The organism is Burkholderia alba (assembly GCF_034721475.1).
Classification (GTDB): Bacteria; Pseudomonadota; Gammaproteobacteria; order Burkholderiales; family Burkholderiaceae; genus Burkholderia; species Burkholderia alba.
In genome coordinates, this window is record NZ_JAWJWL010000002.1 from 115490 (window position 1) to 128736 (window position 13247).

Annotated in this window: 16 protein-coding genes; 9 read left to right on the top strand and 7 right to left on the bottom strand. The window is 67.6% G+C overall.

Features of this window, described 5'->3' with window-relative positions; genetic code table 11:
- Positions 1-54 precede the first annotated feature (54 nt).
- Both RZR99_RS02360 and RZR99_RS02365 read right to left on the bottom strand, forming a co-directional pair.
- Positions 55-249, bottom strand: coding sequence for a DUF805 domain-containing protein (locus RZR99_RS02360; protein WP_323118131.1), 195 nt, complete (start codon positions 247-249; stop codon positions 55-57).
- A gap of 76 nt (positions 250-325) precedes the next feature.
- Positions 326-667, bottom strand: a complete 342-nt coding sequence (locus tag RZR99_RS02365) for a hypothetical protein (protein ID WP_323118132.1) — start codon at positions 665-667, stop codon at positions 326-328.
- 436 nt (positions 668-1103) lie between these two features.
- Here RZR99_RS02365 and RZR99_RS02370 point away from each other — a divergent pair, with 436 nt between their 5' ends.
- From RZR99_RS02370 to RZR99_RS02380, 3 genes are all read left to right on the top strand, one after another.
- Complete coding sequence (locus tag RZR99_RS02370) at positions 1104-2078, top strand: CPBP family intramembrane glutamic endopeptidase (protein WP_323118133.1); 975 nt, start codon at positions 1104-1106, stop codon at positions 2076-2078.
- A 233-nt stretch (positions 2079-2311) separates the two neighbouring features.
- Complete coding sequence (locus tag RZR99_RS02375) at positions 2312-2629, top strand: hypothetical protein (RefSeq protein WP_323118134.1); 318 nt, start codon at positions 2312-2314, stop codon at positions 2627-2629.
- Between the two features lie 192 nt (positions 2630-2821).
- The gene (locus RZR99_RS02380; protein ID WP_323118135.1) at positions 2822-3226 is read left to right on the top strand and encodes a pyridoxamine 5'-phosphate oxidase family protein; all 405 of its coding nucleotides are present in this window, start codon (positions 2822-2824) and stop codon (positions 3224-3226) included.
- Positions 3227-3318: 92 nt separating this feature from the next.
- On the opposite strand, the gene RZR99_RS02385 is transcribed toward RZR99_RS02380, so the two are convergent.
- Positions 3319-3624: an NIPSNAP family protein gene (locus tag RZR99_RS02385; RefSeq protein ID WP_323118136.1), complete on the bottom strand. Its 306-nt coding sequence runs from the start codon at positions 3622-3624 to the stop codon at positions 3319-3321.
- Between the two features lie 269 nt (positions 3625-3893).
- Here RZR99_RS02385 and RZR99_RS02390 point away from each other — a divergent pair, with 269 nt between their 5' ends.
- Positions 3894-4328, top strand: a complete 435-nt coding sequence (locus RZR99_RS02390) for a hypothetical protein (protein WP_323118137.1) — start codon at positions 3894-3896, stop codon at positions 4326-4328.
- Positions 4329-4406: 78 nt separating this feature from the next.
- Here the strand turns inward: RZR99_RS02390 and RZR99_RS02395 are convergent, their stop codons facing one another.
- Positions 4407-4874, bottom strand: coding sequence for a winged helix-turn-helix transcriptional regulator (locus tag RZR99_RS02395; RefSeq protein ID WP_323118138.1), 468 nt, complete (start codon positions 4872-4874; stop codon positions 4407-4409).
- 167 nt (positions 4875-5041) lie between these two features.
- On the opposite strand from RZR99_RS02395, the gene RZR99_RS02400 reads away from it, so the two are divergent.
- Together RZR99_RS02400 and RZR99_RS02405 are read left to right on the top strand one after the other, a co-directional pair.
- The gene (locus RZR99_RS02400) at positions 5042-5479 is read left to right on the top strand and encodes a PaaI family thioesterase (protein WP_323118139.1); all 438 of its coding nucleotides are present in this window, start codon (positions 5042-5044) and stop codon (positions 5477-5479) included.
- Positions 5480-5573: 94 nt separating this feature from the next.
- Positions 5574-6626, top strand: a complete 1053-nt coding sequence (locus RZR99_RS02405) for an NADP(H)-dependent aldo-keto reductase (RefSeq protein ID WP_323118140.1) — start codon at positions 5574-5576, stop codon at positions 6624-6626.
- A gap of 52 nt (positions 6627-6678) precedes the next feature.
- On the opposite strand, the gene RZR99_RS02410 is transcribed toward RZR99_RS02405, so the two are convergent.
- The gene (locus RZR99_RS02410; RefSeq protein ID WP_323118141.1) at positions 6679-7965 is read right to left on the bottom strand and encodes an MFS transporter; all 1287 of its coding nucleotides are present in this window, start codon (positions 7963-7965) and stop codon (positions 6679-6681) included.
- Positions 7966-7997: 32 nt separating this feature from the next.
- Positions 7998-9419, bottom strand: a complete 1422-nt coding sequence (locus tag RZR99_RS02415) for a M20 family metallopeptidase (RefSeq protein WP_323118142.1) — start codon at positions 9417-9419, stop codon at positions 7998-8000.
- A 153-nt stretch (positions 9420-9572) separates the two neighbouring features.
- On the opposite strand from RZR99_RS02415, the gene RZR99_RS02420 reads away from it, so the two are divergent.
- The 3 genes from RZR99_RS02420 (at position 9573) to RZR99_RS02430 (ending at position 12315) form a co-directional block, all read left to right on the top strand.
- Positions 9573-10529, top strand: a complete 957-nt coding sequence (locus RZR99_RS02420; protein ID WP_323118143.1) for a LysR family transcriptional regulator — start codon at positions 9573-9575, stop codon at positions 10527-10529.
- 201 nt (positions 10530-10730) lie between these two features.
- Positions 10731-11789 (top strand): permease, encoded by a 1059-nt coding sequence (locus RZR99_RS02425; protein ID WP_323118144.1) that lies wholly within the window; start codon positions 10731-10733, stop codon positions 11787-11789.
- 103 nt (positions 11790-11892) lie between these two features.
- Positions 11893-12315 carry a hypothetical protein gene (locus tag RZR99_RS02430; RefSeq protein ID WP_323118145.1) on the top strand — a complete coding sequence of 141 codons (423 nt, stop codon included), beginning with the start codon at positions 11893-11895 and terminating at the stop codon, positions 12313-12315.
- 92 nt (positions 12316-12407) lie between these two features.
- On the opposite strand, the gene RZR99_RS02435 is transcribed toward RZR99_RS02430, so the two are convergent.
- The gene (locus RZR99_RS02435; protein ID WP_323118146.1) at positions 12408-13244 is read right to left on the bottom strand and encodes an ABC transporter permease; all 837 of its coding nucleotides are present in this window, start codon (positions 13242-13244) and stop codon (positions 12408-12410) included.
- Positions 13245-13247 lie beyond the last annotated feature (3 nt).

Below are 13247 nucleotides of genomic sequence, written 5' to 3' on the forward strand. Positions count from 1 at the left end.
CGACGACGCGTGCCGATCGGCCGCTGCCGCGGCGGCAGCGGCATGCAGGCACGCTCAGCCGCGGTCCACCGCCGGCCATTTCACGAACGCGAATACCCATAGCATGATGAAGTTCAGCACGGGCACGAACGCGGTCAGGATCCACCACCCGGAAAAGCCGGCATGCCGGATGATCCGTACGTACGGGTAAATGACCAGCGCTACGATCGCTACCGTGATGATCCAATGTACGCCGCTGAGATGTTCCATGGTCTGTCCTCTAGGGTGGAGGGGTTGATCGACTTCAGGAGACTACGGTGACGCACGACACCCCGGCGGATCGGCTTCAGTTCACCGCGGGGACTCTTGCACTTTCCGCCCGGCACACGCCTTTCATGCTCGCATAGATCTGCTGCGCGCTGGCGCGGCCCTGGTAGGTGGTATCGATACCTTCGTGCAGGCGCTGCTTGTCATCGTCGGGGGCGCGCATCGGGGTGATGACCGCGTCCAGCCGCGCATGGGCTTCGCTGACGGGAACGCCGTTGTCGCGCCACGTCGCGGCGGACGAGGCGGTTTGCGCGATGAGATAGCATTTCTGCTGTTGCGACATGAGCGCCAGCGCGGGCCCCATGCTGTCGTATTTCTGTGTCGCACACCCCGTCAGCAGCGCCGCGCCGATCAGCGCCACGCAATACCGTCTTCTCATTGTGATTCCCCGAATGTTCGTCGTGCCTGCCGATTGTTTCTGCTGAATCGACGCGGGCCTCCACTGTGCTCGACCGGTCGGTGATTCAGTTTTCGCTGCTTGCCGCGCAAAGCGTAGCACACGGTATGCGCGCGGACGCGCAGGCGCGAGGAGGGTGCGCGCGATGGTCGGCGCACCGGAAGCGAACCCGGGGTGCAAGCCGGCTTTGCTTCGCGAGGCGACCGAGTCGATCCCGGATTGACATGTCGCCGCGGCCGGCTGGCCGTCCGGATTCGAATGCGGGATGGGGGCGTGAGCGGGTCTGCCCGGAATGATTTCGCCGTGGCAGAATTCGCGATCCGCTGCATGCCGGATCGCTGCCGCGACCGGTATCGCCGCCCTTCAAACGCGCTGCGATGCGCATCGACCGGGAGCTGACTTGGACAAGAATGTCAGTGAGTGTGCGTCGTCCGACACCCCTTCATCGTCATCCGGGCGCACCAGGCTGCGCCGTCTGTTCGTCGGGCGCGACGGGCTTCGGGCGGGTTGGGGCGCGCTGCTGTTCGTTCTGATATTCGCGGGTGTTGCGGCCGGCATGCTGTTCGTGTCGCACCGGCTATGGCCGTTGCCGGAGGGCGACCAGGCGCTGTCGCTTGCCGGCGCCGCCGCGATGGAGTGCGTGCAGCTGGGCGCGGTGGCGATCGCGACGGCGGCGCTCGCGGCCATCGAGCGTCGACCGCTGTTCTCATTCGGCCTGCAGGGCGACGCCCGCGCGAGGCGTTTCATCGGCGGAGTGGTCTGCGGCATCGTTGCGATTTCCGTGCTGGTGCTGACGCTGCGGCAAGCCGGGTTCCTGCATCTCGACGCGCCGACGCTGCAAGGCGGACGGGCAGTCGGAGCCGGGGTGATCTGGGCGGTGATCTTCCTGATGACGGGGTTGTTCGAGGAAACGCTGCTGCGCGGCTATCTGCAATACACGCTGACACGCTGGCTCGGGTTCTGGTGGGGGGCGCTGCTGCTGTCCGCGCTGTTCGGTGCGATGCACGGCATCGGTCCCGGCGAGACGCCCGTCGGGCTGGTCGTCGCGATGCTGTTCGGCCTGGTTTTCTGCCTGTCGCTCTGGTACACCGGTTCGCTTTGGTGGGCGATCGGCTTTCATGCGGCGTGGGATTGGGGCGAATCGTTCCTGTATGGCGCATCGGACAGCGGCCGGCTGGTGCAGGACGTGCTGTTCACCTCGCATCCTGCCGGAAACGCGTTGATGAGCGGCGGCGTCACCGGACCCGAAGGCAGCGTGCTGGTGTTCGCCGTGCTGGCGATCGTCGCGATTGTCATCCGGCTCTGGTGGCGGCGCGGTGAGGCTTCGCCTTTCGCGCGACGCGGCCGGCTGGCCGGCGGCGATCCCGCGCAATGAATGATCGGGTGGATCGGGAGCCGGTGCGATACCGGTCGGTGCGACATTCGTGCTGAAAGCATGTGCGGCGTTCGTCGACTCGATGCCGCTCGCCTGGGCTGGAAGTCGGCAGCGCTGAGGATGTACCGCGTTGCAGGAGGTGCGCAAGTGCGAGCAGCTGCAATGCGCTGCCGCAGGCCCAGGTCCGCTCGGACGAGGGGTACTGTCCCGTGGCAAGGGGCAGGCGTGTTCCGGTGTTGCGTTGCGAGGGTGTTGCGGCGCGGCAGCATGCTTCGCGATTCGCGCTCGACCGCTTTCGCCAAATCTCCGTGGCTTTGATCCGCTTCGTGCTCGCCACGGCGCGGATCGATGCTCGCTGCACCGCCGCTCATGGTCCGGTAGTGATGTACCGCGGCATGCCACGCTCCGACGCGTCCGGCGTCGTTGCGCAATCACCCTGGAAAAGCGAAAGCCCCAAACCGCTCGCGCAGCCGGGGCTTTCTTTGCATCGGATCCTTTGGCACGAGGAGAAGATGCGATTTCAGTATATCCGCCACGGCGCCTACGCATAGGCGTTTAATTGTGAATAATTGTATCGATTGGTCCGCGTCGGAGTGAGGCCGACCGCCCGTGCCGAGTCGCGTGCCGGCCGGTGCGGTGTCGGGCGAGTCCGGCTGGGCGTCTGCCGGGCAGTTATCCGCCGACGTCCCTGACCGCGGCGGTCGACTCCAGGGGGTGTCATGAGCCTCTTCAATCGAACTGCGATGCTGGACTACTTGCGCGCGCAGCGTCTGGCCGTGATCAGCACCGTCAATCGCGACGGCGCGCCCGAGGGCGCGCTGATCGGTGTCGCCGTTACGGACCGCTTCGAGCGGATCTTCGATACGACCTCCGCTACGCGCAAGCACGTGAATCTGCTGGTGCGGCCCCGCGTCGCGATGACGTTCTCGGGGCCGGGCGAACGGACCGTGCAGTACGAGGGCATCGCGTTTCCGGTGTCGGTCGGGGATCCTTCGGACGAAACGTACCGCGAAGTGTATTACGCCGCCTGGCCGGACGGCCGCGGCCGACTGCGCTGGCCTCGGCTCGTGTACTGGCGTGTGGAGCCGCGCTGGGCGCGCTACTCGCGCTTCGACGGCGAGCCCGAGACGGTGGCGTTCGTGTGGTGATCGCACGCGTTCGACGAGTGCGGACAGGGGCTGCCGCGTCTCCGGGAAACAGCGGCCAGCGTGGCCGCTTTCGATGAGTTCGTCCCGGACCGCTACGCGAAAACCGGCCGGAAGAAGCTCCGTTCGTAGCTGTCGAAGCATCGCGTTTCCTCCGCGTATCTGAATGCGGCGATGCAGTCCGGATCGGCTTTCGAGCGTTCCCGGTAGATCTCGTAGGTCGCGAGGCTCGGGAACGAGAACAAAGCCAGCGCGACATTGCTGGCGCCTTCCGACGGCATGAAATAACCATGATGCCGGCCGCCGAATTTCTCGACGAGCGGAATCCACATCCTGCCGTAGGTCTCGAATTCGGCGAGTTTCGCGGGATTGACGATGTAGCGGAGATAGCAGGTGATCATGGGAGGGCTCCGGTTTGGATTCCGCAAGACTATAGAGTGCGGCGGCGCCGGGTCAATCGCGCAGGCGAGGCGACGGGGTGCGAAACCTCGCGGACGAAGGTGCGCAAACAGGCGGTCGCTCAAGTATTGCGCCCGCAGGCCGTAATTCACGATGGGCGCCGGGTCTGCATGGATGCCGGCCGGGTCATCATGTCCATTCAACAATCCATATACGATCCGCGTCGGCGGGATGACGCCGGGTCGACCAGTCGAACCAAAGGGGCAGCAGCATGACGATTCAACCGATTACCGGCGCATCCGGCGCGGGCTATTCGACGGCGGCGAATCCGCCGGCAACGACGAGCGGGAGCGGGACACAGGGCGGCTCGGGCGGCGCCGCCAGTTCGGACAGCACGACCGGCCCGAGTGGTACGCCGTCGAGCGGCAAGGCGCCGATGGCCGCCGCGGGCAGTCTCGGCGAGAGCGGCGGCTCGCAGGCCAGCCCCGGAATGTCGCAACTGCAGGACACCATCAAACGGCTGCAACAGCAGATCGAGGCGCTTCAACAGCAGATGGCGCAGGCGCGCAGCGATACGGAGCGCCAGGCGCTCATGGCGCAGATGCAGGTGATCCAGGCGGCGTTGCAGCAGGCGGCGGCGTCGCTCGTCGCGCTGATGAGCAAGCAGGCGAGCGCCTCGTCGGGCGGGGTCGACATCCAGGCCTGAGGCCTGTCATGCGGAGGGCGAGCGGCGTAGCGGACTCGCCCCCCGCCTCCGGGCGGGCGACGCCGCGGCGGTGCGGCCTCAGTCGGCCTCCGCGGTTTGCCATCGCGGACCGGGCAGCGGCTCGACCTCGCGCGGCTTGAGCGTTTCGCCGCATTCCGAACACACCATCACCGGTTGCATCACGTGGCCGCAGGTTCGATGCCGCAGGACCACGGGCGGCCCTTCGCCGTCGTCTTTCCAGCGGTCGCCCCATGCCGTGAGCGCGAGCAGGACCGGATACAGATCGCGGCCCTTCTCCGACAGCCGGTATTCGAATCGCGGCGGCCGATCCTGATAGGCGAGCCGGATGAACACCCCCTCGTCGACGAGGCGGGCAAGCCGCTCCGCCAATACATGCCGGGTGATACCGAGCTGTGACTGGAACGCATCGAAGCGGCGCACGCCCCAGAATGCGTTGCGCAGGATCAGCATGGTCCAGCGATCGCCCAGCACCGCGAGCGTGCGCGCCACCGAACACGGTATCGAGCCGACGTCATCCCATTTCATGGTCAAGTCTCGCTGAAAGATCGGAAGAAAAGTGGGTTCGATTATAGAACGGACCCTCGAGCGGATTGCACGATCTGCATTGACAGCGTCGCCGCCCATGTCAATAATAAGTTCCAATTTGGAACTTACAATGTTTTTCCCCAAGTGCGGTTGCCAGGAGCATTCAGATGAATCCGCTTTCGATGTCGGGTATTGAACTGTTGCGTGCCGCAGCTGCCGGCGAGGTGCCGCGCGCGTCGATTTCCGAAACCATACCGATGCAGCCCGATACGGTCGAGGTCGGCTACGTGAAAATGACCGCGCGCGCCGACGAGCGCCATCTCAATCCGCTGGGCGGCGTGCATGGCGGCTTCGCGGCAACCGTGCTGGACTCGGTCACCGGTTGCGCGGTGCACACGATGCTGGACGCGGGCGTCGGGTACGGCACGATCGACCTGCATGTGAAGATGCTGCGTCCGGTGCCGCGCGGCGTCGATCTGATCGCGGAAGGGCGCGTGATTCATCTGTCGAAGAGCCTGGGGGTGGCCGAAGGCACGTTGAAGACGCCGGACGACAAGATCGTCGCGCACGCGTCGGCGACCTGCCTGATCCAGCGTCCGGCGTGACGCCGGAACGGCCGCGGTGTCCGGGCCGGCTCCGAGCGCTTCGCCGCACTGTGTTAGGGTCCGGTCTTTCACCCGCAGAGACAGGAACCGCAGCATGGAATACCGCACACTTGGCGATTCGGACATCGAAGTCAGCCTGATCGGCCTGGGCACGATGACGTGGGGCGAGCAGAACAGCGAAAGCGATGCGCACGCGCAGCTCGACTACGCGGTGGGCCAGGGCGTGACGCTGATCGACGCCGCCGAAATGTACCCGGTGCCGCCCAGGCCCGAAACGCAGGGGCGCACCGAAGCGTATCTCGGCAGTTGGCTCGCGCAGCATCCCGGATTGCGCGCCGGGCTGACGATCGCGACGAAGATCGCGGGCCCCGCGCGCCAGCCGCACAATCCGCGGCACCTGCGCGGCGAAGGCAACCAGTACGACCGGAAGAACCTGACGGAAGCGCTCGACGGCAGCCTCAAGCGGCTCCGGACCGACTACGTCGACCTCTACCAGCTGCACTGGCCGGATCGCAGCACCACGACGTTCGGCCGGCCCGCGTATCCGTGGATCGACGATGCGTATACGGTGCCCATCGAGGAAACGCTCGCGGTGCTCGCCGAGTTCGTGAAGGCGGGCAAGGTGCGGCATATCGGCGTGTCGAACGAAACGCCGTGGGGCGTTGCGCAATTCCTGCAGGCGGCGCAACGGCTCGGCCTGCCGCGCATCGTCAGTATCCAGAATCCGTACAGCCTGCTGAACCGGTCGTTCGAAAACGGTCTGTCGGAATTCAGCCATCGCGAGCGGGTCGGCCTGCTTGCCTATTCGCCGCTCGCGTTCGGCTGGCTGTCCGGCAAATACGAGGGCGGCGCGCGGCCGGCGGGCGCGCGCATCACGCTGTACGAACGCTTCCAGCGCTACAGCAAGCCGCAGGCGGTGCAAGCCACGTCGCGCTATGTCGAACTGGCGAAACGGCATGGTCTGTCGCCCGCGCAGTTCGCGCTGGCGTTCGTCAACAGCCGGCCGTTCGTCACGAGCAACCTGATCGGCGCCACGTCGCTCGAGCAATTGAAGGAGAACCTCGGCAGCGCCGACGTGAAGCTCGCGCCGGAGGTGCTCGCGGAAATCGACGCGCTGCACGCGCTGCAGCCGAATCCCGCGCCGTAACCGCGGCGGCAACGCCGGCCGCCGCGTCGCCGCCCATGGCCGGCGGCGCGGCTCAGCGAAGCCCGAGCCGTTTGCGTACCGTATACAGCGCGAACAGGCTCAGCACCGCGCAGAACATCAGATAGAGGCCGGGCGACAGCCGGTTGCCCGTCAGCGCGATCAGCCAGGTGATCACGAACGGCGCGAAGCCGCCGAACACCGTCACGCCGACGTTGTAGCTCACCGCGAGGCCCGTCGCGCGGGTCTGGGTCGGAAAGATCTCCGCCATCAACGCGGGCAGCGCGCCGCAATACATCGCTTTCAACGCACCGATCCAGATCAGCGCGCCGAGCATCGACGCGAAGGTCGCATGGCGCGTGAGCATCGCGAACAGCGGTAGCACTGTGACGAGCATCAGCAGCGCGGCCGCCGCCATCACGCGCACCCGTCCGACCGAATCCGACCAGTGGCCGACGAGCGGCGTCAGCAGTGTCAGCACGATTCCGGTGGCGAGCGTCGCGGCAAAGCCCGTCGACGCCGGCAGCCCGAGCTGCTTGATCGCGTAGGTCGGCATGTAGAGCACCATGTAGTTCGCCGCGGTCGACATCACGAGCGCACCGGTCGAGAGCAGCGCGCGCACCTTCTGCGTGCCGAGCAGCTCGCGCACCGGCGTGGCGGTGCGCGCTTGTGTGCGGAACTCTGCACCTTCGTCCACGTAGCGGCGGATATACAGCCCGATCGGCCCGATCGCCAGCCCGAACAGGAACGGAATGCGCCAGCCCCACGATTCGAGCTGCGCGGTCGTGAGCGTGGTCGTCAGCAGCGCGCCGAAGCCGGATGCGAGCAGCGTCGCGAGCCCCTGGCTCGCGAACTGCCAGCTCGACATGAAGCCGCGCCGCTGCGGCGCGTGCTCGACGAGAAACGCGGTCGAGCTGGCGAACTCGCCGCCCGCCGAGAAGCCCTGCAGCAGCCGCGACAGCATGATGCCGATCGGCGCGAGGATGCCGATCGACGCGTAGGTCGGCATCGCGGCGATCAGCAGCGTGCCGGCCATCATCAGGCTGATCGACAGCAGCAGCGACGCCTTGCGGCCCGCACGGTCGGCGTAGGCGCCGAGCACGAAGCCGCCGATCGGCCGGATCAGGTAGGACAGCCCGAAGGTGCCGAGCGTGAGCAGCAGCGAGGTCGCCTCGCTCGTGGCCGGAAAGAACAGTTTGGCGATCGTCACGGCGAAGAAGCCGTAGACGATCAGGTCGAACCATTCGAGCGCATTGCCGATCGACGCGGCAAGAATGATGCGGCGGATCCGCGCGGCATCGAGCGGGACGGGCGGCGCGGCAGGCAACGTGGAGATGTTCATCGTGACGGTCGGGTCGGGGTGGCGGGGGCGTGTCAGGCGTGCGCGGTGTCGGTCGGCGTCGTGTCGGCGCGGTCGCGCGGCGGGTGGCCGGCGAGATCCCAGAACAGTCCCGCCATGATCTGCAGGCCCTCGCGCACGACGGGCGCGAGCAGGTGCTCGTCCGGCGCGTGCTGTGCGCAGGCCGGATACGAATGCGGAATCCACAGCGTCGGCAGGCCGAGGGTGTGCGCGAACACGTCGTTCGGCAGCGTGCCGCCGAGATTCGGCAGCACGGCGGTTCGTTTGCCGGTGGTCCGCTCCAGCGAGCCGATCGCCCAGCGCACCCACGCGTCGTCGGGCGACAGGCGGGTCGCGGGCGCGCCGCGTTCGACGTCGATCCCGATCTGCTCGAAGCCGTGCGCATCGAGATGCGCGCGCAGATGCGCGGCGAGCCGGGTCCAGTCGGTACCGACCACGAAGCGCAGCTGGCAATGCGCGAACGCGTGACTCGGGATCGCATTGACCGGATGCTCCGGGTTGCCGGATTTCATCGCGAGCACCTCGACAGTGTTCCAGCCGAACACGCGCTCGGCGGGGCTGAGGCCGGGTTCGCCCCATTGCGGGTCGAGCGCCGGATCGCCGGGCCCGCCGCCGACCTCGAGGTCGGCGAGTGCGGCGCGGACCGCGGCGGGGATCGGCGGCGGCCGCAGGCCGTCGACGCGGATCGCGCCGCGCGCGTCGACGATGCTCGCCAGCGCATGCGACAGCACGATGGCCGGGTTGCGCAGCAGGCCGCCCCAGTTGCCCGAGTGATGCGCGCCGTCGCGCAGGGTGAGCGACAGCCTGAAATTCACCGCGCCGCGCGAACCGAGGAAGACGGTCGGCCGTTCGGCCGACAGGCGCGGGCCGTCCGATGCGATCAGCACGTCGGCGGCCAACTCGTCGCGCCGTGCGGCGCACAGCGCGGCGAGGCCGGGAGACCCGGTTTCCTCGCCCATCTCGATCAGCAGTTTCGCGTTGAAGCCGAGCCGGCCGCCGCGCGCGTGCAGCACGCTGGCGAGCGCGGCGAGGTTGATCGAATGCTGTCCCTTGTTGTCGGCGGTACCGCGGCCGTACCAGCGATCGCCTTCCGGCGTGACGGTCCACGGCGCGAGCGGCGCGCGCCATTGCGCGTCGTAGCCGCGCACGACGTCGCCGTGTCCGTAGATCAGCACGGTCGGCAGCGCGTCGCTCTCGTGGCGCGTCGCGATCAGGAACGGCCCGGCGCCCGGCACCGGGTTGTCGACGATGCGCGTCGCGAAACCCAGCCCGGCGGCCGACGGCACCAGTTCGTCGCTGAGATAGCCGCGCAGCGCATCGGCCTGGCCGGCCTCCTGGCTTTCGGTGCGGAAGGCGACCCGGCGGGTCAGGTCGGCGAGGAAGGCGCCGGAATCGAAGTGTTCGGCAGCGTGATGCAGGGCGGCGGTGCGGCTCAAGAGGGGCTCCTGGCGGATCGAGGGGGCGGGCGGATAGGCCAGCGTGCGGTCGATTCTAGGAAGCCGTTTTTTTTGTCACAATGATCGAATTTCGAAGCAATCTTTGCCGAAAAGGCAAAGCAGAACCGGCCTTCCGGGCCACGGATCCTGACGATGAATCCTTTCCTGCACGGCATCGCGCTGCGCTATTTCGTGGAAGTGGCGCGCACGGGTTCGATCAGCGACGCGTCGGCGCGCCTGCACGTCGCCGTATCCGCCATCAGTCGCCAGATCGCCAAGCTCGAGAGCGAGCTGGGCGCGCCGCTGTTCGAACGCCGGCCGCGCGGCATGGTGCTGTCGGAGGCGGGCGAGCGGCTGCTGAGGTTCGCGCAGCGCAGCCTGCTCGAGGCCGAGCACGTGATGAAGGAGATCGGCGGCCTCGATGCGCTGCACGGCAGCCTGCTGAAAATCGCCTGCTCGAAAGGCTTCGCGATCGACTTTCTGCCGAGCGCGATGGCGAGCTTCCGGGAACGGCACCCGGGCGTCGATTTCGCGCTGTGGGTCGGCTCCCCCGTCGAGGCGACGCGCCGGGTGCGGGACGGCGACGCGGACCTCGCGCTCACGTTCAGCCTCGCGCCGGAAAAAGGGGTGCGGGTCGAGCATACCGAGCGCGCGCCGATTCTCGCGTTCATGACCCGGAATCATCCGCTCGCCGCGCGCCCGGCGGTATCGCTCGCGGATCTGGCGCCTTATCCGCTTGCGCTGCCGGATGTGGGCTCGACGACGGTGCGCCAGTTGATCGACATCGTCTGCGCGCTGGACGGGCTGCTGCTCGCGCCCGTGCTGACGACCAACGATACGACGGCGACCTACCGTTTCGCGCAGCGCTCGGGCGCGGTGATGCTCGCGGGCCTGATTTCGGTGCGCGACCTGTACGAGGCGGACGGCTTCGTTGCCGTGCCGCTGTCGAATCCGCAGCTGTGCGAACGCAGCATCCAGGTCCAGACGATGGCGGGGCGCGACTTGCCGGCGTCGGTACGCGCGTTTCGCGACCACGTGATCGCCGCGATCGCCGCGCCGGATGCGCCGGCGAAGCGGCGAACGGTATCAACCCGCCGCCGCGTGAGATAATCTCGCGATCCGCACCATTGACGCTCGAGGCCTGTTCGTACGAATCGGGCCTTTTGTGTTTGGTTTGCCGCGAGCGCGGCCGCGCACCGGCGCTTGGATTGCCGTAGGCGGCGGGCCGTTGCCGGGACGGCGCCGCGTCTCGGCGCGCCCACGCATCCGGCGGCATCCGCATCGGCTTAACCTGTATCCGTACCCATAAAAATGAACGTGACCCGAACTCATCCTCATCCGGCGCTCGGCTGGGTGACCTTCGTGCTGATTGCCGTTGCGGGGCTCTTCTACGTCAAATGGTTTCCGTACTATCACAAGGCGTTGACGGCTGCCGAGCACCATTCGATCGGCCAGTCGATCCTGATGGGCGCGGCGGCGCATCCGCCGGCCCCGTCGCTGCAGGCGGCGCTCGATTACGCGTGGGCCTACGGCAAGGCGATCTGGCAGGCGATGGTGCTGGGCCTGCTGCTCGGCTCGGCGGTGCAGGCGCTGCTGCCCGCGCACTGGGTCGCGCGTGCGCTGGGCAAGACCGGCTTCGGCAGCGTGGCGGCAGGCGGTCTGCTGTCGCTGCCGGGCATGATGTGTACCTGCTGCGCGGCGCCCGTGGTCGCCGGCCTGCGCGAGCGCCACGCGTCGCCCGGCGGCGCGGTGGCGTTCTGGCTCGGCAACACGGTGCTCAATCCGGCCGCGCTGGTGTTCATGGGTTTCGTGCTCGGCTGGCACTGGACCGCGCTGCGGCTCGTGCTGGGCGTCGCGATGGTGTTCGGCGTCGGCTATCTGCTGAACCGGCTGGCCGCGCCGCAGACGCGCCCGATCGATGACGCGCTGCTCGCGCAGCTCGCGGCCGACCAGGCCGCCGCCGGCAACGCCTTCACGCGCTGGATCAGGATTTTCAGCCGGATGACCGTACGCCTCGTGCCGGAGTATCTGGTGCTCGTGCTGCTGCTCGGCGCCGCGCGCGCGTGGCTCTTTCCCCACATCGGCCCCGAGATCGGCAACCAGTTGATCTGGATCGTCGCATTCGCGGTGGCGGGCATGCTGTTCGTGATCCCGACCGCCGGCGAGGTGCCGATCATCCAGGCGATGCTGTCGCTCGGCATGGGTGTCGGGCCGGCCGCGGCGTTGCTGATGACGCTGCCGCCGATCAGCGTGCCGTCGCTGGCGATGCTCGCGCGCTCGTTCAAGCCGTCGATGCTGACGCTCGTCGCGGTGCTGGTGGTGGGATTCGGCATCGTGAGCGGACTGGCCGCCGTGGCGCTCGGTTTCTGAGCGCCGGGGCCGGCGCGGGGCGGCATGCCTGCGCCGGCCGATACCTAGAGCCGGCATCGGATCCGAAGCCGGCCATTCATTTCAGAAGCAATCAGGAAAACGCATGACGCAACACAAGGTACACCCCAAACTCGAACAGGCGCTCACCCGCGGCGATCTGGCGATCCGCCAGGCCAACTCGGCGCGCGCGACGGCCGTGCTGAACGCGCTCGGCAAGATGATCGTGGAGGCGTCGGCGACGATCGGCGTCGAGGCGAGCATCGACATTCCGCAAGGCGAACGCGTCTACGATCCCGTCAACGGCCTGTGGCCGCAGAAGATGCTGGTGTCGTTCGACGGCCCGATCGACGAGGCCGACCCGGAGGAACTGCGCTCGGTGTACCTGGTCGCCGACGATCCGGTCACGATGTTCCGCGTCGAATGGCATCGCGCCGACGGCAAGCAGGGACGCCACGAAGGCGGTCCGCTCGCGACCGTGGCGTTCCTGACGGATGTCGACATTCCGTGGAGCGACGACGACGAGTGACGCCCGCGCGTGCGCCGGACGGCGCGTGCATCGCGGTCGGGATTCGATGACGCACCGGCGCGGGCTTCGGCCCGCGCCGGTGCGTTCGCGCGTCAGCGCATCATGCGGCGCTTGAAGAGCCGCGCGCAGATCAGGAAGCCGACCGCCGCGTAGGCGGCGAGCACCGCGACGTGGAACCCCACGTCGGCGGCCGGGCGGCCGAGCATCGCCGGACGGATCAGGTCGACCGCGTTGGCGAGCGGCAGTGCGTAGGCCACGTGCTGCGCGAAGGGCGGCAACTGCGTGACCGGGAAGAACACGCCCGACAGCAGCAGCATCGGCGTCATCGCGAGCGTCTGGTAGAACATGAAGAAATCGTAGGACGACGCCAGCGCGGTGACGATCATCGCGAGACTCGCGAACGCGAGGCCGGCAAGCACGATGACGGGCAGCGCCAGCAGCATCGACGGGAACTGCGCGTAGCCGAGCAGCCCGGCCACCAGCATGATCGCGCTGCTCGACAGCACGGCCTTGCTGGCCGCCCAGACGATTTCCCCGAGCACGATGTCGCCGAGCGACAGCGGCGTATGCATGATCGCTTCCCAGGTGCGCTGCACGTGCATCCGCGAGAAGCCCGAATACATCGATTCGAAACTGGCGGACATCATCACGCTCGAGCCGACCGTGCCGGCGGCCAGGAACGCGATATACGACACGCCGTCGACGTGCCCGACCATCAGCCCGAGCCCGAGGCCCAGGCCGAACAGATAGATCATCGGGTCGGCGAGATTGCCGAGCATCGACGCGACCGCGAGTTTCTTCCACACCAGATAGTTGCGTCGCCAGACCGCCATCCAGTTCGTCGCGTTAGACGGCAACGCGAGCGCGAAACGGGATTCGGCGCGGCGCGGCGGCGTGTCGGCGGGCGGCGAGTAGTGGCGCGTATCCATCGT

Coding starts and splice junctions, on each gene's coding strand:
- RZR99_RS02390 (WP_323118137.1), top strand. CDS start 3,894: ATGACGATTCAACCGATTACCGGCGCATCCGGCGCGGGCTATTCGACG.
- RZR99_RS02380 (WP_323118135.1), top strand. CDS start 2,822: ATGCTGGACTACTTGCGCGCGCAGCGTCTGGCCGTGATCAGCACCGTC.
- RZR99_RS02385 (WP_323118136.1), bottom strand. CDS start 3,624: ATGATCACCTGCTATCTCCGCTACATCGTCAATCCCGCGAAACTCGCC.
- RZR99_RS02395 (WP_323118138.1), bottom strand. CDS start 4,874: ATGAAATGGGATGACGTCGGCTCGATACCGTGTTCGGTGGCGCGCACG.
- RZR99_RS02405 (WP_323118140.1), top strand. CDS start 5,574: ATGGAATACCGCACACTTGGCGATTCGGACATCGAAGTCAGCCTGATC.
- RZR99_RS02425 (WP_323118144.1), top strand. CDS start 10,731: ATGAACGTGACCCGAACTCATCCTCATCCGGCGCTCGGCTGGGTGACC.
- RZR99_RS02360 (WP_323118131.1), bottom strand. CDS start 249: ATGGAACATCTCAGCGGCGTACATTGGATCATCACGGTAGCGATCGTA.
- RZR99_RS02400 (WP_323118139.1), top strand. CDS start 5,042: ATGAATCCGCTTTCGATGTCGGGTATTGAACTGTTGCGTGCCGCAGCT.
- RZR99_RS02410 (WP_323118141.1), bottom strand. CDS start 7,965: ATGAACATCTCCACGTTGCCTGCCGCGCCGCCCGTCCCGCTCGATGCC.
- RZR99_RS02435 (WP_323118146.1), bottom strand. CDS start 13,244: ATGGATACGCGCCACTACTCGCCGCCCGCCGACACGCCGCCGCGCCGC.
- RZR99_RS02430 (WP_323118145.1), top strand. CDS start 11,893: ATGACGCAACACAAGGTACACCCCAAACTCGAACAGGCGCTCACCCGC.
- RZR99_RS02420 (WP_323118143.1), top strand. CDS start 9,573: ATGAATCCTTTCCTGCACGGCATCGCGCTGCGCTATTTCGTGGAAGTG.